The sequence below is a fragment of the Streptomyces fildesensis genome, assembly GCF_016107395.1.
Classification (GTDB): Bacteria; Actinomycetota; Actinomycetes; order Streptomycetales; family Streptomycetaceae; genus Actinacidiphila; species Actinacidiphila fildesensis.
Window position 1 is genome coordinate 107,008 of sequence record NZ_JAAIKO010000011.1, and the last position, 20,903, is coordinate 127,910.

Genomic DNA, 20,903 nt, shown 5'->3' on the forward strand with positions numbered 1-20,903 from the left:
TCCCGGGGCCGGCGGCGTATCGGGGTCGGCCGGGTGGCCGGGCCGTTCAGACCACCGGGGTCGTCGTGCTGCCGCGCACGATGAGCTGCGGTTCGATCACATGGTGCGGGATGGCCGTACGGTCGCGGTCGCCGCCCTCGATCCGGTCCAGGAGCAGCCGGATGCTGGCCCGGCCGACCGCGGCGAAGTCCTGCCGGACGGTGGTCAGCGGAGGTGCGAAGAACTCCGCCTCGGGGATGTCGTCGAATCCGGCGATCGCCACGTCCACGGGGATCCGCACTCCGGCCTCCCGGAAGGCGCGCATGATGCCCAGTGCCATCTGGTCGTTGGCGGCGAACACCGCCGTCAGGTCGGAGCCGCTGGCTCCCCGGCGCCCGACGCGGCCGGCGAGTTCCTGGCCGGCACGGTAGCCGGAGAGCGGGCTCCAGTCGCCGATCAGCGGCGGTGGCACGTCGGCGCCCGCCTCGTGCAGGGCCGCACGCCAGCCCGCCATGCGGGCCGCCGCCTCCAGCCAGTCCTGCGGTCCGGCCACGTGCCAGACGGTGCGATGGCCGCACCCCAGCAGATGGTCGGTGACCAGCCGGGCACCGAGGTTCTGGTCCACCGACACACTGGGAATCTCCAGGTCGTGGCCGCCCTCGACGGTCACCACCGGGAAGGGGTGCCGCAGCTCGAAGAGCGCGGCCGCCGCCTCGCGCTGCGGGGTGATGACCACGGCCCCCTCGACGCCCCATTCACCGAGGTGCTTCAGCGCCTCGGTGAGGCTGAGCCGGCTGAGCGCCCGCCCGCTCACCGTCGAGACCATGTACCCCTCGGCCCGGGCCGACTCCGCCAGCCCCGCGACCGTGCTGGCCGGGCCGAACAGCGTGGTGTCCGCCGCGACCACGCCGAGCGTGCGGGTGCGACGGGTGGCCAGGGCCCGCGCGGTGGAGTTACGGCGGTACCCCAGCTCGTCGATCGCCTTCTGCACCCCCGCCCGCGTCACCTCGCGCACGTTCGGATGGCCGCTGAGCACCCGGGAGACGGTCTGGTGCGAGACCCCCGCCAGTTGGGCGACGTCCGCCATGGTGGGGAGACGGGTCTCTTCGGCAGGCCGCGGCACAGACCCTCCTGGAGCTGACACGATACGAGCGGGTGTAATTGTTAACGATAACAAAGTTGTCGGATCAGGAAGACAAGCGATGACGACAAGCACGCCGACCAACTGGGCCGGCAATGTCACTTTCACGGCCCGCCAGGTGCACAGCCCGACCTCGGTCGAGGAGCTGCGGCACCTCGTGGCCTCGGCGGAGAGCATCCGCGCGCTCGGGACCGGACACTCCTTCAACCTCGTCGCGGACACCGACGGTGATCTCGTGCGCCTGGACGGCCTGCCGCCACGGATCGACATCGACCGCCGCGCGTCGACCGTGACCGTCGCGGGCGGACTACGGTACGCGCAGGTCGCCCAGCGGCTGCACCAGGAGGGCTTCGCCCTGGCGAACATGGCGTCGCTGCCGCAGATCTCGGTCGCGGGCGCCGTCGCCACCGGCACGCACGGCTCGGGCAACGGCCTGCGCGGCCTGGCCTCGGCGGTGGCAGGGCTGCGCCTGGTCGGTCCCGGCGGCCGGCTGACCGAGCTGCGCCGGGAGAATCCGCGGGACCGGCTGCCCGGCGCCGTGATCGGGCTGGGCGCCCTCGGCATCGTCACCGATGTCACCCTGGACATCGAGCCGACCTACGACGTCGCGCAGTGGGTCTACGACGGGCTCTCGCTGGAACGGCTGTCGGACGGTTTCGACGAGGTCTCCGGCGCCGGCCACAGCGTCAGCGTGTTCACCGACTGGCACGCGGACACCGCCCAGGTCTGGCTCAAAACGCGGACGGACCAGCCGGGCGCCGGGCACCCCGGCGAGCGGTGGCTGGGAGCCCGGCACGCCGACGGCCCGCGCCACCCGATCCCCACCATGCCGGGCACCTGGTGCACCGTGCAGTCGGGCGTCCCCGGACCCTGGCATGAACGGCTCCCCCACTTCCGTCCCGACTTCACGCCGAGCAGCGGCGCGGAGCTGCAGTCCGAGCTGATCCTCCCCCGCGCGGCGGCCCGCGAAGCCTTCGCGGCGCTGCGCGACCTCGGCAACCGCATACGGCCCTGCCTGCAGATCGCGGAGGTCCGCACCGTCGCGGCGGACGATCTCTGGCTCAGCCCCGCCTATCGGCAGGACTCGGTCGCCCTGCACTTCACCTGGCACGAGGAGACAGCGGCGATCCTGCCGGTCCTGGCCGCCGTCGAGAACCGGCTCGTACCGCTCGGTGCCCGGCCCCACTGGGGGAAACTGACCACCCTCGCACCGGAGGACGTCATCGCCCGCTACGAACGGGCCGCTGATTTCGAACGGTTGATGGCCCTGCACGATCCCGCCGGGGTCTTCCGCAACACCTTCGTGGACGACCTGTTCCCCCGCCGGTCGTAGCCCGCTCCGCCCTCCCCCGGGCGAGCCGTGGCGCCCGGCGGGAAGGGGGGGTCCGATTCAGCGGGACGGGGCCGGGCCCGTGCTCCGGCGCAGCACCATTTCCGGTGGCACCAGGATGTGGTGCCGGGAGTGGCCGGCGCCGGTCAGCTCCTCCACCAGAAGCTCCAGCGCGCGGCGGCCCAGCTCGCCGAAGTCCTGGCGCACGGTGGTCAGGGGCGGGGAGAAGTAGGCGGCCTCGGAGATGTCGTCGAACCCGACGACGCTGATGTCGCCGGGGATCGCGCGGCCCGACTCGTGGAGCGCTCGGAGCAGCCCCAGTGCCATGTGGTCGTTGGCGCAGAACACCGCCGTGACCGCGGGGTCCGCCGCGAGCCCCAGCCCCGCCTCGTATCCCGAGCGGGCACTCCAGTCCCCGCTCCGCACCGGAGGCACCGGCGCTCCCGCCGCCTTGAGCGCCTTGCGCCAGCCGTCCTGGCGGGCCGTGGTCTCCAACCAGCCGGGCGGGCCCGCGACATGGTGCACCGTGGTGTGCCCGAGGTCGAGCAGGTGCCGGGTGGCGGCCAGCGCGCCGGACTCGTTGTCGATCGCCACCACCGGTACGCGGGACTCGCTGCCGGACCCGACCGCGACCACCGGCACAACGGTCGACAGCTTCCCGATCGCGCTCACCGCCGACGTCTGCGGCGCGATCACCGCGATGCCCTCCACGCCCTGGTCACGAAGCCGGTCCACCGCTTCCTGCACCGAGCGGCTGTCCAGGGACCGCAGACTCGCCACACTGACGAAGTAGCCCGCGCTGCGCGCCGCCTGCTCGATCCCGTCCAGCATCGAGGCCGGGCCGTAGAGCACACTGCCGAAACTCACGACACCGAGCGTCTGGGAGCGCCGGGTGACCAGGGCCCGCGCCGCCGAATTGGGCCGGTAGTCCAGCTGCCGGATCGCGGCGAGCACCCGGTCCCGGGTCTCCTCGCGTACGTGCGAGGCCCCATTGAGGACCCGCGACACGGTCTGATGGGACACGCCCGCGACCCGCGCCACATCCGCCATCACCGGCGGACGCGCATCAGGATCCATCCGTCCGCTTCCCACGTGTCGGCCCTCTCATCGGCGAGTACCTGCGGCTGCACGCCCTGGGGCGACCTTCGCACGGGCATGGGGAAGAGTCTATTTGTTCACGATCACAGAACAAGGCACGGCCCGTCGGCGGCCCCAGAGTGACGGCCTGCTTCGTCGGCCGCTGCGCAACGGCCTAGGTCAGGACCATCCAGCGGCGGCCGTCCAGCAGTTCTCGGGCCGCGTCGAGGTGGCCGGCGTGGCAGGCGGTTTCTGTGATGACGTGCAGCAGGACGTCCCGGAGGGTGTGGAGGTGGGGTTCGCCGAAGAGGTGGTGGGGCCACCAGGCCAGGGGTGCGTCCGCGGCCGTGCCGGTGATGACCGCGTTCGCGAGGTCCGTCTCCCGGCGGTACTGCTGGAGGACGTCGGCGGCCGCGGTGTCGGGTCCCACCACCCACGCGTCGTCGATCTCGTCCAGGCTGCGGATGACGTCCTTGTCCCCGGTGAGGACGGCACGGAACCAGAATCGCTCGACGTCCAGGGCGAGATGTTGGACGAGCCCCAGGCAGTTCCATCCCGACGGCAGCACGACGCGGCGCAGCGCGTCCGCGTCCAGCCCGTCGAGGATTCCCAGAACGTGCCGTCGCTGTCCGTCCAGGGACGTCAGGAGTGCCCTGATCTCGGCATCCGGTGTCGGTTCCTGAGTCACTGCGCTCTCTCCCGGATATGGCCGCCGGCGACGGTGGCCGCCGGTCCCGGCAGCTTCTGTCGGTTACAGCTCCAGAGGATCTCCGAAGCGGCGGTGCCGTGTACAGGGGGTGGCGGCAGACGTGACGAAGCTGCCGCGCCCGGACTCCGCTGTGCTCCGCTCGCGCGGCCTCAGGGCGGCAGCCCGATGGGCGATCGCCCGGCTGGGGCGCGCGGCACCTCGCGACACCTCCCCCGCATAGAGACACGAGAGCAGACACGGAGCCGGCAGGCCAGCAGATTCGGTGGCTGCGGCGGCCGGCCGCTCTCCTACCGGCGGACTCAGTGGTGCGAGCGGCTGACCGCCCAGCCCGCGAGGCCGGCAGCCAGGCTCAGCGCGGCGCCGACCGTCAGCCTCCGGGGCCAGCGGACAGTGCCACCCGGCGACTCACCCGACTCCCCCGGCTCCGCCTCGCGCTCGCCGGCCCCGCCGTCCCCTTCGAAAGGTGAGTCGGTCGACGTCAGCCGGGCCACCACGTACTCCGGGAGCGCTTCCCAGCGCACCGCACCGCCCTGCGTCCGCGCGGCGGCGAACGCCGCCGACGGGTGGGGCGCCCGCGAGCCGTCGCCGCTCTCCCAGAACTCCCGGAACCGCTGCCGGCAGCGGCGGCGGCCCTCGTCCAGCACGCCGGCACCCGTCGTCGGATCGAAGCGCCGGACGCGCTCCACCACCCCGTCGATCACGGGAATCCGCCGGCCGTGCTCGTCCCGTAGCGGTGCTCCAGGCTGTCCCGCGCTGCCCTCCAACTCGCCCAGCTGGACCCGGAACATCAGCACGAAGTCACCGGCGGCCGTGCCGCGCACGACCCGGTATCTGCCATGGCCCGGCGGTGTGGGTTCACCCCCCGCAAGGTCGTACAACAGGCCCGCCAGATCGGCCTCGCAGAGGAACTGCGGGGCCACGACCACCCGGTAGGTCGTCACGTGGCCGCGGCTGATCAGGAACGGCCAGAACTCCTCAGCTGAGGACCGTGCCGTCATTCTCCGGACTCCTCTCGAAGGCCTGCAGCTCCTCGACGAGCCGGTGCAGGACGAACTGCGCCGCGGCGGCGTCATCGGTGACCGCGTTGACGCTCCGCTTGCGGAAGGACCTCTGCAGACGGCGGGCCTTGCGCAGTTCACTGGGCGGAATGTTCACGGCGTTCGCGACCGCGCCCGTGCCGGAGGACAGGAAAGCGGCGATCAGGTGCACGGGCACCTGGATGCCACGGGTCGCCAGCACCGTCGACACGGGGGCCGCCACCGTCGAGGCGACGACCCGGGTGAAGTCGGCGAACCAACCCCGCCACTGACCCCGCGCCTCCCGCCGCGCCCGCTCCTGATCCGCTTTCGCAGCATCGTAGGCGCGCGCGACGAGGTCGGGAAGCACCGCCGCGAAGGCCACGTCCACGTTGAGCGGCCTCGGCCGGGCGTTGGCCCGCTTGTGCATCCCGCCGTCGGCGCCGAGGACCGCGAACTCACGGCCCACGGAGCTGACGGGTATCAGCCGCATCCGGCCCGGCGGGACCGGCATCCCCCTGATGTGCCAGTCGCTCCTGCTCGTGGCCAGCACCGCGAAGTCCGGGTGCTCCATGAGGCGTTCGCGGATCTGTCGCAGCGAGTAGTGACCCGCCAGCAGATCCCACTTGGTGATGACGAAGTGGATCGGGCCGTCGCAGTCCTGCATGAGCGAGAACACCTGCGTCATGTCCCGGTCCAGGAACTCCCCGTTACCGCGCATGAGCTTCAGTACCTTGCGCCCGTCCAGCAGGCCCAGCAGGGCATCGGCGTTCCGCAGCGTCTCCTCCAGCCGGTCCTGCTCGGTGCTCCCCGACTGGGGATCGGTGAGCCGGTCGCCGGCGTAGTCGATGTAGCGGACCTTCAACGCGGTGTACGTGCCGTGCTGGCTCTTCACCTTGCACGAGAACGTCCACTCGGGAAAGACGTTGCCGTCGGTGGGCAGCGGCCACTCCCCCGGGCCCGCGACCTCGTTGTAGATCTGGCCGAGCTTGTACCCCTGCTGTCGGCTCTCCGGCTTCAAATAGCATTTGAGCCGCGGATGTTCGAGCTTCAGCATGTGCCACAGCGCCGCGAGATAGACCGTCTTGCCCGCCCCTGACGGCCCCAGCGTGACAATCGTGTACATCGTCGGCTCTTCCATCGCATCCCCCGAAAGCCTTGTGCCGGGCGCCGCCTTCCCCGACCGCGTCCCCGGACCGCGTCCTCAGCCTTCCCTCGGGACCCTGCTGTGACACCGGTTGCACCGATTGCACCGCTCCGCGCGACAGCGGGCCCAGTGCCGCTACCATGATCATCTCGGATCAACCGAGCTCAATCTCTGGGGGAATCTTGCGTTTCCAGCACACCATCGTGGCCGGCGCCGCGGCTCTCGCCGCCCTGATCGTCCCGCTCGCCGCGACGCCCGCCGCAGCCGCCACGCCGACCACCTCGGACACCGTGGGCGACAACTCGTTCTCCGGGCGCATGGACATCGGGTGGCGGATCCAGCCGTACCGACTGGACCCCATTCAGATCACCTTGAAGGACACGGCGACGGACGGCTACGCCATCGGCACCCGGCTGATCACGTACGGTGAGAACGGCAAGATCACCTGGAAGATGCGGACCATCCCGTCGGGCCAGGACACCGCCTCCTGGACGACGTACGCCGCTCCGGGCGGTTACATCAACTACGCCTACTTCGAGGTCTGCAAGATCAAGGTGAGCACGGGTGTCATCTCGTCCTGCTGGTCCTCGAAGGTGATGAACGCCCCCTTCGACGACTCCTCGATGAGTCACTTCCAGGGCTGAGCAGCGCGACTGCCATCACGGCGGAGGGGGCACCCGATCATCCGGGCGCCCCCTCCGCCGCCCCTGCGGGCGTCAGTTCACCGCACAGGAGACGCCGTCCCTCCGCCCGCGAACCCGGGTGACGGCGGCCGTACGCCCCGGCCTGCTATGGTCGCTTCCTCATGACGGCGCGCTGTCGGTGAGCCTGCGCAGGGAGGCCACCAGTTGGTCCACCTCCTCGGATGTGTTGTAGAGCGCGAGTGAAGCGCGCGCCGCGGTTTCGAGGCCGTAGTGGGCCAGCGCGGGCTGGGCGCAGTGGTGGCCCGCGCGGATGGCGATACCGTCGCGGTCCAACCAGTCGGCCACCGTGGCCGGGTCCTGGCCCGCGAGCGTGAAGGTCAGGACGGCGATCCTGTCGGGTGCGGCGCCCACCGTCTCGAGGCCGGGGACCATGGACAGAGCCTGTTGCGCGTAGGACATCAGCCCTTGCTCGTAGGCGGCGACCGCGCCCCGGTCGAAGGAGGTCAGCCAGTTCAGCGCGGCCAACAGCCCGACCACCCCGGAGATGTGGCCGGTGCCGGCCTCCAGCCGTTGCGGAACGGGCGCGTAGGTGGTGTGGGCGAAGCTGACCGAGTCGATCATGTTGCCGCCGCCCTGCCACGGCGGCATGCTCTCCAGCACTTCCGGCTTCCCGTACAGCACCCCGATGCCCGTGGGAGCGAAGATCTTGTGGCCGGAGAACACATAGAAGTCGGCATCCATCTCCTGGACGTCGACCGGGAAATGGGCGACCGCCTGTGCCCCGTCCACCAGCACCTTGGCGCCGTAGCGGTGTGCCAGCGCCGTCATCTCCCGCACCGGCGGAACGGTACCCAGTACGTTCGACGCATGGCTGATCGCCACGAGCTGGGTCCGCGACGAGAGCAGGTCGGCATAGGCGGTCCGGTCGATCTGCCCGTCAGGTCCGAGGGGGACCGGAACCACTCGGGCCCGGGTCTCCTTGGCGATGAGCTGCCAGGGCACGATGTCCGAGTGGTGCTCCAGGACCGGCACCAGGATGTCGTCCCCCGGCCCGAGGTTGGCTCGCCCCCAGCTCTGCGCGACGAGGTTGATCGCCTCAGTGGTGCCGCGGACGAACACGATGTTCTCCGGAGAGGCCGCACCCAGGAACTCGGCGACCGCGGCCCGGCCCGCCTCGTACGCCTCGGTGGCCTCGCGCGCCAGGGTGTGCGCACCGCGGTGGATGTTGGAGTTGGTCGCGCTGTAGTAGGCGGCGAGGGCTTCGATCACCTGGCGCGGTTTCTGCGTCGTGGCGGCGTTGTCGAGCCAGACCAGCGGATGGCCGTTGACGAGACGCTGCAGTATCGGGAAGTCCTTCCGAGCCGTCTCGGGAGAGAAGCCACCGCTCTGCCGGCCCATTGACGATCCCGGAGCCGCTCCCGGAACCAGAGCCGGAGCCGGAGCGGTAGATGCGCCAGGGACCACGCTCGGGGTTGAGCCCGGGGCCATGTTCGGGACCGCGTTCGGGGTGAGGCCACCCGGGGTGAGGCCGCCCGGGGTGAGGCCGCCCGGGGCCGCGCGCTCCGTAACGTCAGGAGTAGTCATGGTAGTTGTGCGCCTCGACGTTCCGGAGGACGGCGGTGGCGTCCTCCACCAGCACCGCGGTGTTGAAGTAGGCCGTCATCAGATACGAGGTGATGCCCTTCTGGTCGACGCCCATGTTCCGCATGGACAGCGCCGGTTCGACCTCGTCCTGCACCTTCGTCGGCCGCAGCCCCACCACGCCCTGCTCGGCCTCGCCCACCCGCATCAGCAGGATCGAGGTGGTGCTGGCGCCGTTGTGACCCGTGAACCCCACCTTGTCGGAGGGGAGCAGCGGTACTCCCCGCCACGTCAGCAGGGGGCTGCCGAATCTGCTGTCCGTCACCGGGGGCACGCCCCGCCGCGTACATTCCCGTCCGAAGGCGGCTATCGCCCTGGGGTGCGCGACGAAGAAGCCGGGCTGCTTCCAGACCTTCGCCAGCAGCTCGTCCAGGTCATCGGGTGTCGGCGATCCGGTCCGCGACTGCACCCGCTGCCCCGGTGCGACCGTGTTGAGCAGCCCGAACTCCGGGTGGTTCAGCATCGACGACTCCTGGCGCTCCCGCAGCGCCTGGATGGTCAGATTGGCCTGGGCGCGGGTCTGGTCGATGGGCCCGTTGTAGAGATCGGCGACGCGGGTGTGCACCCGCAGCACCGTCTGCGCGAGGCTCATGTGGTACTCCCGCGGAGTGTCCTCGTAGTCGACGAACGTGCCCGGGAGTTCCGGTTCTCCGACGTGGCCGGAGGTGAGATCCACCGGCACCTCGGAGCCCGGCACCGGCATGTCCCCGGCGAGGTAAGCGTCGAGTGCCGTCTGCAGGTCTTCGCTGCGGGTGGTCAGTCCGGCCAGCGCGCTGCGGTCGGCGCAGAGCGCGACCCCGGGGGTGAGGGCCTTGACCCGGTAGGGCATCGGCTCGGCACGGGTCCAGGCGTCGAGGTCGAAGAGCTGGCCGTCCCCGATCACTTCGAGCAGTGCGTCCTCGCCGTATCGGCCCGTCACGCGCTTCTCGGCCCGGCCCTCGACGAGCACCCATATCTGATCGGAGGCATCGCCCTCCGAGGCCAGTAACTGTCCGGACTCGAAGCCGACCTCGGTGAAGGCGGCGGCCAGTTCGGTGAGGAGCGCTTCGTCGGTGTCGCGCAGGTACGGCACCTCCCGCAGGTCCTCCGGGACGATGTGGTGGGTGCCGTCCTCGCTGTAGCTGCTGATCAGGTCGTCGCCCAGGACGAAGGTCCGACGGCGGTTGACCCGGTAGACACCCGATTCGACGTCCACCCAGGGCAGTGCGCGCAGCAGATAGCGCGGGGTGATGCCGCGCATCTGCGGGCTGGTCTTGGTGGCGGTGGCCAGCTGCCGTGCCGCGTCCGGACCGAGACTGAGTCGATCGTTCACAGGAACCTCCTGGAAGACGGGCGTCATATCCGGGCGGTGGCCAGTGATGACGCCGGAACGAGGTGATCGTGGTCTCCGGCATCCGCTGAGAACAAGGCGGCATTGTTCGTATCAGGCCAGAAATATGCGACTCACGAAACGTGCACCCTCGCGGCCTCGGAAATCCCAGCTGAGCGCACGGTTCCGGCGCCCATACATGACGTAATTTTTTCCCTTATTGAAGCTTTGTGATACCCAAAGAAGCACTTGGGGGGAATTTCGCTCACTTGGGTGCCTAGGGGGCTCTGGCGATGGCTCTACGGGGCCTCCGGCGGACACCCTGTCTCCCGCTCGCCGGGATCCGCCGGAAGTGTGACAGTGGAGAGATGAGCTGGGCGTCATGGACAACCACAGGTGTCTTCGCCGGGCGTGGCGGGGTGCGCACCGAGGAGGTCGGAATCCTGACGGGCGACCTCACCGTGCACACCACCTGGACCGGTGGTGAGGCACGTGTCGCCGTGCAGTACAGCGGCTCATCGGACTGGTTCACGATGACCGGCAGCCCCATCCCCTGCCCGTCGGAGGCAGAGAGCCGGACCCTGCACGAGGAAGTGGTCCACGCGGTGCGTGCGGGCACGGCCGCCACCGTTCCACCCCACTGAACGCCGGTCTCCGCAACACGGACGCGCGCCTCTCCGGAAGCCGACGGGAGACGGGGGCGGGACCGGCCGTCGGCTAGACCCCGGCGCGCCGAGGGCCGGCGCCGCGATCCGGACCGGTGGGCGTGTCCACGTCGCGGTCGGACGGTTGCTCATGCCCGGCCGGCGTACGGTCCCGCACCCGGCCCTGCGCCATGACGGTGCGGTCGGTGACCACGATGAGCAGCCGCAGGGCGCTGACGATGACCATGATCAGGGCGATCACGTGCAGACCGTGATCGTCAACGTTGGTGTGGCTTCCCGCCCACCGGCTGGGCGATCGCGCTGGCGAGGTACAGCATGGAGACCAGGACCTCGGTCCGCCCCACCGAGACGTGGACGGCGGCCGCGATCGGCACCAGCGCGGTCGCGATGAGCGAGCTGTTGATCGCGTTGATCGCCGATCCCGTGTACAGCGGCGTCACGAACCGCCAGGAGAACGCGTTCGCGGTGCGGGAAGCGTCCCCCGGCGAACGCCTTGAACCTGGCGCGTCCTCCGAGCCCGGCGCACTCTGCGCGGGAATCACAGACTCTCGCCCAACCGCTCGATCAGCGGCGCCGCCGCCATCAGGGTCTTCAACTCCGCCCGGGTGAACCCACCGGCGACGAGTGCCTTCGCCAGTTGCTCGGACCGGGCGCTGCGCCTGTCCCGGAGCGACCGCTGCCCGGCCTTGGTCATCGACATGACCACGCGGCGCCCGTCGGAGGGATCGGGGCGCCGCTCCACCAGGTCGCGCTCCTCGAGCCCGGCGAGCGTGACTCCCATCGCCTGCGGAGTGATCTGCTCGACCCTGGCCAGGTCGCTCGTCGTGGCCGATCCGGCCCGCTCCAGGCGCGACAGGGCCGACACTTCGGGAAGGGTGAGTTCGCCCTGGACGGGCTGGCGTAGCCGTCGCACTAACAGACCGAGGCTCATCTGCAACGCCGAACCGACCGCACTCACATCAAGATCATTCACCATAGTAGGAAGTCTAACTTTCACAGTTGAGACTTTCAATCCAGCTTTCATAAATAGCCGGAACCCGGACAGACGACCTCCTCGCGAAGCGGCGTTTCGCCGCGTACGGCGGTACATCGGGCAACCAGCGCGCATCGCCGCTATTCGATTCGGAAACGCTGTACTCCCCGCTGCCCCACGCGTCACAAATGGATAACTGATCGTGCGTCAATACCCATACGAACTACGGGCCTTGGCCAGGTCGCCTATTCTCCTGTCAATGCTGCTGCGCACCATTGAGGCGGGCGACCGGGGGGATCATGTCGAGGCTGTACGGGGGGACGGTCTTGCTGGAAACCTTGGTGCCCTCGCTGGTCGGGCTCAAGCCGAGCGGCACGGGGCGCATCGACCCACCACGCCGGGGTCATCCGCTGCTGATCAGATGCGTCGGCGGGCGGGGCTCGGGCAAGAGCGCCACTCTTGCGGCCCTCGCGGAACAGTACGCACAGCGCATACCCCAGGCACACGCGGATCTCGCGGCGATCGATTTCGGCCAACCGGGACTCGCCGCATTGGCCGAGGACACCACGGCGAATGCCTCCCGTACGTCTGATCTGCTCTTCTATCTCAATTTCCGGCTGAGCCGGAAACCCGCGGAATTCGGCAAGAAGATGTCTTTCCCCCGGCTGACGCAGGGACTCCTCGCGGTGAGCGGGTGGCAGGCGGAGAGCGCCGACAACCCCGGGCACGCGGTACGGCCGGAGGAACTGGCCGCAGCGAAGCGGCGGCTCGCGGAACTGCTCAGAGCGAGCCAGCCCGACCAGCAAAGGCGCAGGGACAAGGCCGCGGCCTGGGTCGACGAGGTCATCCAGGCGGTCGGCCCGCTGCCGCTGCCCGCGGGGATGGACGCGATGGTGCGGGCCCTGCTGCGGATCGTCGCCGCCGAGCTGTTCAGCCCGCGCGCGCACCGGGGCGGTCTGACGTGGTGGGCGAGCCGACAGGTGGCGCAGCAGGGCGATGCCCACGACCAGCTGACGGAACTGGCGATGAAGTTCCGCGGTGACGCGGAGGACCGGCAGCTGGCCGAACGGTTCCTGATCGCCGCGCTGCTTGCGGACATCGCGGACCACTACGGCTTCCTGCAGGTGGCCAACGGCGTGCCGCGTCCGCTGCTGCTCCTGGACAACGTCCACAGCCCGCTGGGCCGGGTGTTCCTGGACGAGCTGGTGCGGGTGTGGCACGAGGAGGCGGCCGGGTCCCGCAGGGTGATGCGGCCGGTCGTCGTCGCCACGGCGTTGCAGGAGGTCGCGCCGGTGCGGGACGACGACACAGCGCCGTCGACACGGCGCGTGATCCGGTCCTTCTGGCAGGAGGACCGGCCGAACGCGGCGGCCGACTGGATCGTGCCGCTGCGGCTGGCGCAACTGGATCTCGACGAGGTCAAGGACATGTTCGAGGAGGACCACCCGCCACCGGGTGCCGCCCGGCTCATCCTGCGCCTCAGCGGCGGGCGGGCGGGCGTCGCCCACCGTCTGGTCCAGGCCGTCGCGCGACGTGTCCGGCTGCGCGAGGACATCAGCCTCGTGGGGCTCCTCGACATTCCGGCCGCCGCCGACCCGGGACCGTCCGTGAACGGCAGGCTGCTGGAGGGGTTGATCCCGGACGAGGTGGCCCGCGAGCGGCTCACCTACTACGCGCCGGCGCTGGACGACACGGCCGCGTACCGGCTCAGCACGGTCTACCCGCCGCAGGACCCGGGCGGTGTCCCGGTCCAGGAGGCGCTGGCCCATCTGCGCGACAACCAGTGGTCCCACGTGCCCTGGGCCGGTGTCGAGGGACCGTTCGTCGGCGACGCCCCCCTGCGGCTTCTGCTGCTGCACGAACTGAGTGCCCGCACCGGCCGGGTCCCCGGCGCCGAGCCGTGGAAGACCATCCACCGGCGCTGCCGGTCCCTGTACGACCCGTACGACCAGGGCGGTGCCGCCCATCGCCCCGACACGCGCTATCTGCACCACTCGCTCGCGCTGGGCGAGACGGACCTCGTCGTGCGCTGTCTGCACCGGCGGTTCACCGAGCAGGACGCCACGGGGTGGCTGTCCGCCCTGAACCTCGTCTGCGCGGCACCCGCTCCCCCGGACACCCTGCCCGCCCCCGCCGACGACACCGTGCCGTGTCCGGGCTGCGCGGCCGAAGCCGATCATCCCGTCCACCAGGCCGTCCGGCTCCTCGTGAACCAGCTGTGGCACCTGTCCCAGCCGCTGTCGATCCCCACGGCTGCCGCGATCAACAGCATCGGGCTGCAACTGCTCACCCTCGCCCAGAACAGCGGGCCGGAGGCTCAGAAGATCTTCTTCCGTGCCCATGAGGAGTGGCCGCAAGAACTGCACCACTGGACCCAGGCGCCCAACCTGCAGACCTACGGAGTGTCCGGCACATGAAGCTACTGCCCGACGGAAGGCTCTACCGCGCCCTGGTACTCGGTGCCGCGGCCGTCGTACTCGGCCTGGGCGGCTACTTCCTCGTGGCCTGGCTGGTGACGGATGACACGGGTTGCGCGCACGGCGTCGAGAAGCGCGGCACGAAGAGCGAATGCACCGGGGTCACCGACGGAGGCTTCCACTTCACCGAAGCGCTGGCTCCGGTCTTCGGGCGCATCAAGGCCGAGAACGACAGCATCGCCGACAAGTCGCCGGCCACCGTCGCCCTGATGATCCCGATGATCTCCGACAACCCGGCCGAGCAGCACGAGTTCACCGAGCAGGTCCAGGGCGCCTATCTCGCCCAGTACCGCGCCAACCACCAGGCCAACGGGCAGCGGCCGCCCATCCGGCTGCTGCTCGCGAACCCGGGCCGCAACTACGAGTTCTGGGAGCCGGTGGCCCAGCAGCTCGCCGACGCCGCCGCCTCACCGACCGAGAACCTCCGCGCCGTCACGGGCATCAACATCAGCCTCAAGGAGACCGAGAAGGCCATCGCCTTCCTCACCGCGGGCAAGGGCATTCCGGTGGTCGCCGGGCCCATGACCGCGGACGACATCATGAACAGCGCCGCCCGCCCGCACGCCTACCCCGGCCTGGCCCGCGTGGCGCCCAGCAACTCCGACCAGGCAGCCGCCCTGGGCTCCTTCGGATCGGACATCAAACCCGCCGAGACCATGGTGGTGGAGGACGTCCGGCAGGACGACAACTACCTCACGACCCTGCGCCAGGCCTTCGAGAAGCTCGCCAAGGGCGCACCGCACGCTCCGGAGACCTTCCGGTCACCCGCCGACTTCAACGACGAGGGCAACCTCTCCAACGACTTCCACCAGATGGTCCCGGACATCTGCTCCTCCGACGCCAAGACCATCTACTTCGCCGGGCGTCCGGTGCAGCTGCGGCAGTTCCTCATCGAGCTCGGACGCCGCAACTGCGCCAAGCACTACACGGTCATCAGCGGTTCGCACGCCTCCACCCTGACCGTGGACACCAAGTTCCAGGACCAGTGGGGCTCGCTCACCGCGGGCTCCGGAATCACCGTCCGCTATGCCGCCCTCGCGCACCCCGACTCCTGGAGCGGCGACGGTCCCGAGACGCCGGGCGGCTCCAGGAGGGCGTACAAGGAACTCGCCGATCTCGCCACGCTGTTCGGCAACACCTCGGCCACCGGCATCGGCCGGACCTCGCTTTCGGACTCGCGCACCATCATCACGTACGACTCCGTCACCACGGCCATCAGCGGCATCCGCAACGACACCGTGGGCAAGGTGGAGATGCCCACCCTGGACGAGGTGGCCAACAGCTGGCTCCGGCTGCACGGCGGCAACCGCGTCAACGGCGCCGGCGGCTGGATCTGCCTGGACCAGTACGGCAACCCCTACAACAAGGCGGTCGCCATCGTGCATCTGGACCCGGTGACCAAGTCCGCCGCCTTCGACCGGCTGGCCTGGCCCGCCGGTCGCGCCCCGGACGCCAACTGCTCGATCCGCACCGGCGGCTGAGCGGTCCTGCCGAGCAGTCCACGGCTCCGGGCGGGGGCCGTGAGCGCCATGCGGGATCAGAGCGCGCGGCTGAACTCCAGCCGGCCTGCGAAGTTCTCGTACCCGGCGCTCCGGAACGCCTTGGCCATGGCCACATTGGCCCGGTCGCAGTCGCCACGGATCTCGGTCGCGCCGTTCGCCGCGAGAATGCGGGTGCTCCGGCTGACGACCGAGGCCGCGTACCCCTTGCCCCGGTGGGCCGGTGTGACGCCGACGAATCCGATCACCGGCACGCTGGGGTTCTCGGCCGGCAGGCTGACCACGGCAGGAGTGCCGTCCGCGGCGTAGCCGACCTCCCACCACTCCGGTTCGTGCCGCAGCCCGGAGGTCTCCTCGAAGAGCAGCTCGGCCGCGGGCCGCAGCCCGTGTTTCGCCACGTCGGCTGCCAGGCGCGCATCAGCGGTGTCCGCGAGGAGCTCCTCCAGTGCGTCGATGAACGGCTCCCGGCCGATGACGGCGAGCGAACGGAAGTCCAGCCGGTCGTCATCCGCGGGCAGCTCCCCGGAAAGCGTGCGGCGAAAGCGCAGCCCGTCACGGATGAGCTCGAACCCCGCGCCCCGCAGGAGCTCCTCCCGGCGCTGGGGGTCGCGCTGGAACTGCGGGGCCTGGGCGGGCGAGTCCAGGACGTGTTCCAGTTCGGTCGCTCCGAGCTCCCTGGCCTGCGCGGCCACCGCGTCGAGCAGTGCCGTGCCTGTCTCGGGTGAGCCCTCAGGCGCTTCGAACAGCACCATCGCGAGGGGGACTTCGTGGCCCGGTATGGTCCACAGCACCGCGCTGCCGGCCGGCTGCCCGTCGCCGCCCTCGGCGACCAGGCACCACTGCGGCCGCGTGCACCCGCTGTCGAGGAGCCCGCCGAGATACTCGCGGGTCGCGGCGTTACGCTCGGCATCACCGGGATGCTCGACCAGGGCGGGGAGTTCATCGGCGCGGGCGATGCGAATGAGCGTCACAGGGAGCCTTGTCCGTTCGGGGGCGCGGTGGGCGGCGCGGTGATCGATGCCGCCCGGCGAACCTATAGCGCGCAACCGGTCCCGGACCACCTTCTTTCGCGCGATGTTGGGGCTGCGGCCACTCCCGCGTTCACCCGCGCTGTCACGCTGCGCCCGTGGACGTCACGACATTGGCTCGCGCGCTGCTGGAACCGATACCGGCCCACCGGGCGGCGGGGCTCGAAGTCCTGCGCGCCGCCGACGGCGCCGCCGAGGTCGCCATGGTGACGCTGCCGGAGATGACGAGCGTCATCGGTTCCCTGCACTCCAGCGGTCTCATCACGCTCGTCGACGCCGCGGGGCTGGCGGCGATCATCGCCGCGTGCGAGGCCGCGGACGATTTCCAGCACGTCGTTCCGCTCGGGGCGACCGCGTCACTCGACTTCCGGGCGCCGGCCCGCGGCAAGCTCCTGGCGTCCTGCCGGCTCGACGCCGAGGCCCGCCGTGTGCTGCGACCGGTGCTGTCGGGCAAGGCGACCCGGGCCCGCATCACCACCGTCGCCGACGTCACCGATGCGGCGGGAACCCTGGTGTGCCGGGGCACGTTCAGCTGGAGCATCCGCCGCAGTCCCACAACGGGCTGACAGGGATCGGTGACTCCGACCCGGGCCGCCCGGCCCGGCAGCGCTCCGCCACCCGCCGCCGCGCACGGCTTCGCCTACGACATCCGCACCAGGGTCTGGACCGACCTCGGCGACCACTTGATCGCCCACCTCCAGGTCAGCGGACACACCGCCGCCGGCACGGACGGCCACACCGCCGACCAGCTCGCCGTGCTCGCCAAGCACCGCTGGCAGCGCAGCTTCTACGCCTGACGACCGGTGACCGACAGGTCCTGTCGGGCGATGCTCCCGGTGGTGGGGGCGCCCGGCCCTATTCGCTGAGCCCCACGACGCCCCAGCCCCGCCGGGCGGCCTCGGCGAGGACGCGGCCCCAGTCCTCCAACAGGTCGGTGAACGCGTCGAAGTCGCCGACCCAGGCCTCGGGGGCGGCGGCATGCTCGGAGAAGGCCGCGCGCAACCCGCCGAGCCGGGGCCGTACCTGCTCCCAGGTCACGGCCAGCTCCCGCACGCTCTCCGGTGACCGGGCGAGCAGCAGGCCATAGGTGATGCCCGGGTCGTCGGGGAAGAACCCCGGATCCGTGTGCTGCGCCGCACCGTCCGGCCCCTCCCAGATCAAGCCGAGCAGCAGGGCGTCCAACCCGGTCCGCAGCAGTGGATCGGCATGGTCACGCACGGACTCCCACCGCTGCCCCGCCCAGAAGTGCGCCTTGAACGAGCCGCAGGTGCGCCGGAACTCATGGACGGCGAAGAAGGCAGCGTCGGGCCCGCCCGGCCGCACCCAGTCGCCCTCGACCGCCGGCGCCCCGTGGTCCCACAGCCCTGTCTCGTCGGCGTACCAGCCATCCCTCAACCGCGACAACCGCTCCTGGGGCGGCGCCTCCCCCAGCCATGACCAGGCGGCGATCATCACGTTGATGTCCAGTCCCATACCGGGCGAGACTACCGATCGCACGTACCCGGGCCGCCCTGCCGGCACTCAGCAACGCGCCTGAAGCTCTCAGGTGACGTCCCCGTAGAGCCGGAAGATCCGCGGCCCGGCCTCGCCGCGGTCCCGTTCACGGAGCAACGACCAGCAGCGGGCGACGAGTTCTCTGGCCTGGCTGCCGGCCCAAGGCTGCGGCAACAGCTCCGGTGGGAGCAGCGGGTCGGGTTCCATGGCGCGGGTGAACTCCGCGGCGATCTCCACCGCGATGGTGAGCAGTTCGGGTGCGGTGAGTTCCACCGGGTCGTTGAGACGCTCCAGCCGGGGCCTGGCCACCGCGCCGAGGCGGTGGTAGCGGTCGGCGATGGTCTGCTGGGGCCAGAGTTCACGGGCGAGTGCGACGGGTTCCCGCAGGTCGCCCCTGCGCAGGTCGTTCGAGGTGAGAAAGGTGACGCGGTCGAGCACGCCGAGGCGGCGGGCTTCGTCCTCGACGTAGGGCTCCCACGCGTTCGCGCTGACGTACAGGCCGCCCTGCAGGACCGCTCCGCCCAGGCGCAGGAGCGCTTCCCGCAGGGCGTCCCTGGCCGTACGGGACGCTTCGGGTACCGCGAAGGCGGCCAGGTGCCAGGTGCCGCCCCAGGGCGCGAGCCCGGCGTCCTGCTGGAAGGCGTAGCGGACGAACTCGATGTCGGGTGCGATCGCGCGGACGGTGTCGGCGGTGGCCCGCAGCAGTGCCTTGCGGCCACGGCCTTCGTGGGTGAAGGCGCCCTCGGCGACGAGCCGCTTGATGCACAGCCGTACCTGTTGGTCGCTCATGGCGAGTGCGCCGGCGACGTCGTACAGTTCGCCGGCGTCCACGGTGCCGTCCTCGCGGAGCAACGCGTCGACGAGCATGCGGGTCGGGACCTCGACGGGTCCGGCCGCCCCGGCGTCGGGCGGGGGCCCGGTGCGGTGCGACGGGGACGGCGGCGGCTGATGATCGGTCACGGTGTCCCATCCTGACAGGCCGGGACGGCGCGCAGCATGGTGGCCACGGAGCCGAAGCCGAGGAGCGAGCGCAAGTAGGGTGTGTGTTCGGTCCGGACGACCGAGAAGCTCCGCCGCTCGTACAGTTCCCTGGCGCGCGGATTGGTGTCGATCACGTCCAGCCTGATCTCGCGGCAGCCGCGCTCCGCCGCCACTGCGGCCACCTCCTCGATGAGGAGGCTGCCGACGCCCCGGCTTCTGACCTGGGAGTCCACGGCGATGCCGTCCATGACGAGCTGACCGGAGTCCGTGGGCCGGCGTTCGAACAGGGCGAGGATCAGCACCCCCCTGAGGCCCTTGAGGACGCCGTATGCGCGCAGGACGTCCCAGGCCGTTCCCCCGGTGAGCGCCCGGCCGCCGTGCTGATAGCCGGCGAGACCCACGAGCCGCCCGTCGAGGTACGCGCACACGGCACGGTCGGCGTTCAGGTGGTCCGCGATGAACCGCACCGCCCGGTCCTGCGGGTTCAGCGCGGGGCCGAGCTTGCGGCCGAACGCTTCCCAGTACAGCTCGGCCGCCCGCCGCTCCGAGCCGGCGGCAACCCCCCGCCGGACCACGATTCCTGTCCGCGCATCAGCTCCCATGTCGTCCCCGCACCCCTGTCGTCATCGTCATCGCCGACCCTCTGTATCTATCATCCTTCTCACGATCGTATCTTATGCGATAGTTATGATCTCGTTCGATACCCAGGAGGCAATTCATGCGGTCAGGGAACACGCCCCCACGTCGACGGCTGCGCGCAGCCGTCTGGTCGCTCGTCGCGGTGCTGCTGGTGGCCGCGGGTCTCGGCGGCGTGGTGCTGTGGCAGAACTCCTACGACATGGACGAGCACCGTGTCGTCGTCCGCCAGGGCGGCCATACGCTCAGCGGCGTCCTCAGCACGCCCCGGGACGGCCGCACCCGGCACGGGCTGGTCGTGTTCGTCCACGGCGACGGTCCCGTCGATGCCACCCACGAAGGCGGGTACGAACCCCTGTGGGAGGCGTACGCGCGCAGCGGCTACGCCTCCCTGTCCTGGGACAAGCCCGGCGTCGGCGGCACGCCCGGGGACTGGCTCGGCCAGTCGATGGACGACCGGGCGGACGAGGCCGCGGCCGCCATCGCCTGGGCCCGCTCCCGTCCGGACATCGACACCGGGCGGATCGGGCTGTGGGGTGCCAGCCAGGCCGGCTGGGTGCTCCCGAAGATCGCCGCGCGGACAGCCGTGGCCTTCGTCATCGCCCTCTCCCCCGCGATCAACTGGCTGCGGCAGGGCCGCTTCAACCTCCTCGCCGAACTGCGCGCGGAAGGCGCCACCCCCGCGCGCATCCAGCGGGAGACCGTCAGGAGCGACACCACACGCCGCCTGCTGGAACGGCGGGCGACCTTCGAGGAGTACGTGCGGACCATGGGCGGCCCGGACGCGATGACCGCCGGCCGCTGGGGGTTCATCACCAGGAACTACACCTCGGACGCGACAGCCGATCTGCCCGCACTGCGCGGCATACCGGTGCTGCTCGCCCTCGCGGGCCAGGACGTCAATGTGGACACCGCCGACACGGAGTCCGTCTACCGCGCCGTGCTGGCGCCCGCCGGCCGGCTCACCGTCCAGCACTACGCCGACGCGAATCACTCGCTGGTCAAGCACTCCGTCGAGGAGTCGGACCTCAGGATCACCCTCACCGCCCTCTTCGCCCCGCGATCCCTCTTCGCGGACGGCTTCCTCGACGACCAACGGCAGTTCCTGCGGGAGCTCCGCGCCCCCGGCGGGACGGCCCGGTGATCCGCGCCTCCCG

At 70.7% G+C, this 20,903-nt stretch carries 22 protein-coding genes; 8 read left to right on the plus strand and 14 right to left on the minus strand.

Annotated features, from left to right (window positions below):
- Nucleotides 1–46: 46 nt before the first annotated feature.
- Nucleotides 47–1,102 carry a LacI family DNA-binding transcriptional regulator gene (locus C6N31_RS18250; RefSeq protein ID WP_138351573.1) on the minus strand — a complete coding sequence of 352 codons (1,056 nt, stop codon included), beginning with the start codon at nt 1,100–1,102 and terminating at the stop codon, nt 47–49.
- A 79-nt stretch (nt 1,103–1,181) separates the two neighbouring features.
- Between C6N31_RS18250 and C6N31_RS18255 the strand changes: the two genes are divergently transcribed.
- A complete protein-coding gene (locus tag C6N31_RS18255; RefSeq protein WP_138351572.1) occupies nt 1,182–2,453 on the plus strand; it encodes an FAD-binding protein in 1,272 nt (423 codons plus the stop codon).
- Between the two features lie 57 nt (nt 2,454–2,510).
- Here the strand turns inward: C6N31_RS18255 and C6N31_RS18260 are convergent, their stop codons facing one another.
- From C6N31_RS18260 to C6N31_RS18275, 4 genes are all read right to left on the minus strand, one after another.
- Nucleotides 2,511–3,527, minus strand: a complete 1,017-nt coding sequence (locus tag C6N31_RS18260) for a LacI family DNA-binding transcriptional regulator (protein ID WP_232485352.1) — start codon at nt 3,525–3,527, stop codon at nt 2,511–2,513.
- A 175-nt stretch (nt 3,528–3,702) separates the two neighbouring features.
- Entirely contained in the window at nt 3,703–4,215 is a 513-nt protein-coding gene (locus C6N31_RS18265) for a DinB family protein (protein WP_138351571.1), read from the minus strand.
- A gap of 320 nt (nt 4,216–4,535) precedes the next feature.
- The gene (locus C6N31_RS18270; RefSeq protein ID WP_138351570.1) at nt 4,536–5,234 is read right to left on the minus strand and encodes a hypothetical protein; all 699 of its coding nucleotides are present in this window, start codon (nt 5,232–5,234) and stop codon (nt 4,536–4,538) included.
- Nucleotides 5,212–6,378, minus strand: coding sequence for a hypothetical protein (locus C6N31_RS18275; RefSeq protein ID WP_198357847.1), 1,167 nt, complete (start codon nt 6,376–6,378; stop codon nt 5,212–5,214). Before C6N31_RS18275 ends, C6N31_RS18270 begins: the two co-directional genes overlap by 23 nt.
- Nucleotides 6,379–6,581: 203 nt before the next feature.
- On the opposite strand from C6N31_RS18275, the gene C6N31_RS18280 reads away from it, so the two are divergent.
- Complete coding sequence (locus C6N31_RS18280; protein WP_138351568.1) at nt 6,582–7,043, plus strand: hypothetical protein; 462 nt, start codon at nt 6,582–6,584, stop codon at nt 7,041–7,043.
- Between the two features lie 159 nt (nt 7,044–7,202).
- Here C6N31_RS18280 and C6N31_RS18285 read toward each other — a convergent pair whose 3' ends face one another.
- Nucleotides 7,203–8,627, minus strand: a complete 1,425-nt coding sequence (locus C6N31_RS18285; protein WP_198357848.1) for a SufS family cysteine desulfurase — start codon at nt 8,625–8,627, stop codon at nt 7,203–7,205.
- The gene (locus C6N31_RS18290; RefSeq protein ID WP_138351566.1) at nt 8,614–9,996 is read right to left on the minus strand and encodes a family 2B encapsulin nanocompartment shell protein; all 1,383 of its coding nucleotides are present in this window, start codon (nt 9,994–9,996) and stop codon (nt 8,614–8,616) included. The genes C6N31_RS18285 and C6N31_RS18290 overlap by 14 nt, the downstream gene beginning before the upstream one ends.
- Nucleotides 9,997–10,361: 365 nt before the next feature.
- Between C6N31_RS18290 and C6N31_RS18295 the strand changes: the two genes are divergently transcribed.
- Nucleotides 10,362–10,637, plus strand: a complete 276-nt coding sequence (locus C6N31_RS18295) for a hypothetical protein (protein WP_198357849.1) — start codon at nt 10,362–10,364, stop codon at nt 10,635–10,637.
- 73 nt (nt 10,638–10,710) lie between these two features.
- On the opposite strand, the gene C6N31_RS18300 is transcribed toward C6N31_RS18295, so the two are convergent.
- The 3 genes from C6N31_RS18300 to C6N31_RS18310 all read right to left on the minus strand — a co-directional run bounded on the left by C6N31_RS18300 (nt 10,711) and on the right by C6N31_RS18310 (nt 11,634).
- The gene (locus tag C6N31_RS18300) at nt 10,711–10,899 is read right to left on the minus strand and encodes a hypothetical protein (protein WP_198357850.1); all 189 of its coding nucleotides are present in this window, start codon (nt 10,897–10,899) and stop codon (nt 10,711–10,713) included.
- Between the two features lie 16 nt (nt 10,900–10,915).
- Entirely contained in the window at nt 10,916–11,098 is a 183-nt protein-coding gene (locus C6N31_RS18305) for a hypothetical protein (RefSeq protein ID WP_198357851.1), read from the minus strand.
- A gap of 98 nt (nt 11,099–11,196) precedes the next feature.
- Nucleotides 11,197–11,634, minus strand: coding sequence for a MarR family winged helix-turn-helix transcriptional regulator (locus tag C6N31_RS18310; protein WP_138351564.1), 438 nt, complete (start codon nt 11,632–11,634; stop codon nt 11,197–11,199).
- A 323-nt stretch (nt 11,635–11,957) separates the two neighbouring features.
- Between C6N31_RS18310 and C6N31_RS18315 the strand changes: the two genes are divergently transcribed.
- Together C6N31_RS18315 and C6N31_RS18320 are read left to right on the plus strand one after the other, a co-directional pair.
- Complete coding sequence (locus C6N31_RS18315; protein ID WP_198357852.1) at nt 11,958–14,048, plus strand: NACHT domain-containing protein; 2,091 nt, start codon at nt 11,958–11,960, stop codon at nt 14,046–14,048.
- Nucleotides 14,045–15,589, plus strand: a complete 1,545-nt coding sequence (locus C6N31_RS18320) for an ABC transporter substrate-binding protein (RefSeq protein ID WP_138351562.1) — start codon at nt 14,045–14,047, stop codon at nt 15,587–15,589. The genes C6N31_RS18315 and C6N31_RS18320 overlap by 4 nt, the downstream gene beginning before the upstream one ends.
- Nucleotides 15,590–15,645: 56 nt before the next feature.
- On the opposite strand, the gene C6N31_RS18325 is transcribed toward C6N31_RS18320, so the two are convergent.
- Complete coding sequence (locus C6N31_RS18325) at nt 15,646–16,578, minus strand: GNAT family N-acetyltransferase (protein ID WP_138351561.1); 933 nt, start codon at nt 16,576–16,578, stop codon at nt 15,646–15,648.
- Between the two features lie 155 nt (nt 16,579–16,733).
- On the opposite strand from C6N31_RS18325, the gene C6N31_RS18330 reads away from it, so the two are divergent.
- Nucleotides 16,734–17,201, plus strand: a complete 468-nt coding sequence (locus tag C6N31_RS18330; RefSeq protein WP_138351560.1) for a PaaI family thioesterase — start codon at nt 16,734–16,736, stop codon at nt 17,199–17,201.
- Nucleotides 17,202–17,210: 9 nt separating this feature from the next.
- Nucleotides 17,211–17,432: a hypothetical protein gene (locus C6N31_RS18335; protein ID WP_138351559.1), complete on the plus strand. Its 222-nt coding sequence runs from the start codon at nt 17,211–17,213 to the stop codon at nt 17,430–17,432.
- Between the two features lie 58 nt (nt 17,433–17,490).
- Here C6N31_RS18335 and C6N31_RS18340 read toward each other — a convergent pair whose 3' ends face one another.
- The 3 genes from C6N31_RS18340 to C6N31_RS18350 all read right to left on the minus strand — a co-directional run bounded on the left by C6N31_RS18340 (nt 17,491) and on the right by C6N31_RS18350 (nt 19,712).
- Nucleotides 17,491–18,108, minus strand: a complete 618-nt coding sequence (locus tag C6N31_RS18340; protein ID WP_138351558.1) for a hypothetical protein — start codon at nt 18,106–18,108, stop codon at nt 17,491–17,493.
- A 69-nt stretch (nt 18,109–18,177) separates the two neighbouring features.
- Entirely contained in the window at nt 18,178–18,996 is an 819-nt protein-coding gene (locus C6N31_RS18345; protein ID WP_138351629.1) for a PaaX family transcriptional regulator C-terminal domain-containing protein, read from the minus strand.
- Between the two features lie 89 nt (nt 18,997–19,085).
- Complete coding sequence (locus C6N31_RS18350; RefSeq protein WP_138351557.1) at nt 19,086–19,712, minus strand: GNAT family N-acetyltransferase; 627 nt, start codon at nt 19,710–19,712, stop codon at nt 19,086–19,088.
- A gap of 116 nt (nt 19,713–19,828) precedes the next feature.
- On the opposite strand from C6N31_RS18350, the gene C6N31_RS18355 reads away from it, so the two are divergent.
- Nucleotides 19,829–20,890: an alpha/beta hydrolase family protein gene (locus C6N31_RS18355; RefSeq protein WP_138351556.1), complete on the plus strand. Its 1,062-nt coding sequence runs from the start codon at nt 19,829–19,831 to the stop codon at nt 20,888–20,890.
- Nucleotides 20,891–20,903 lie beyond the last annotated feature (13 nt).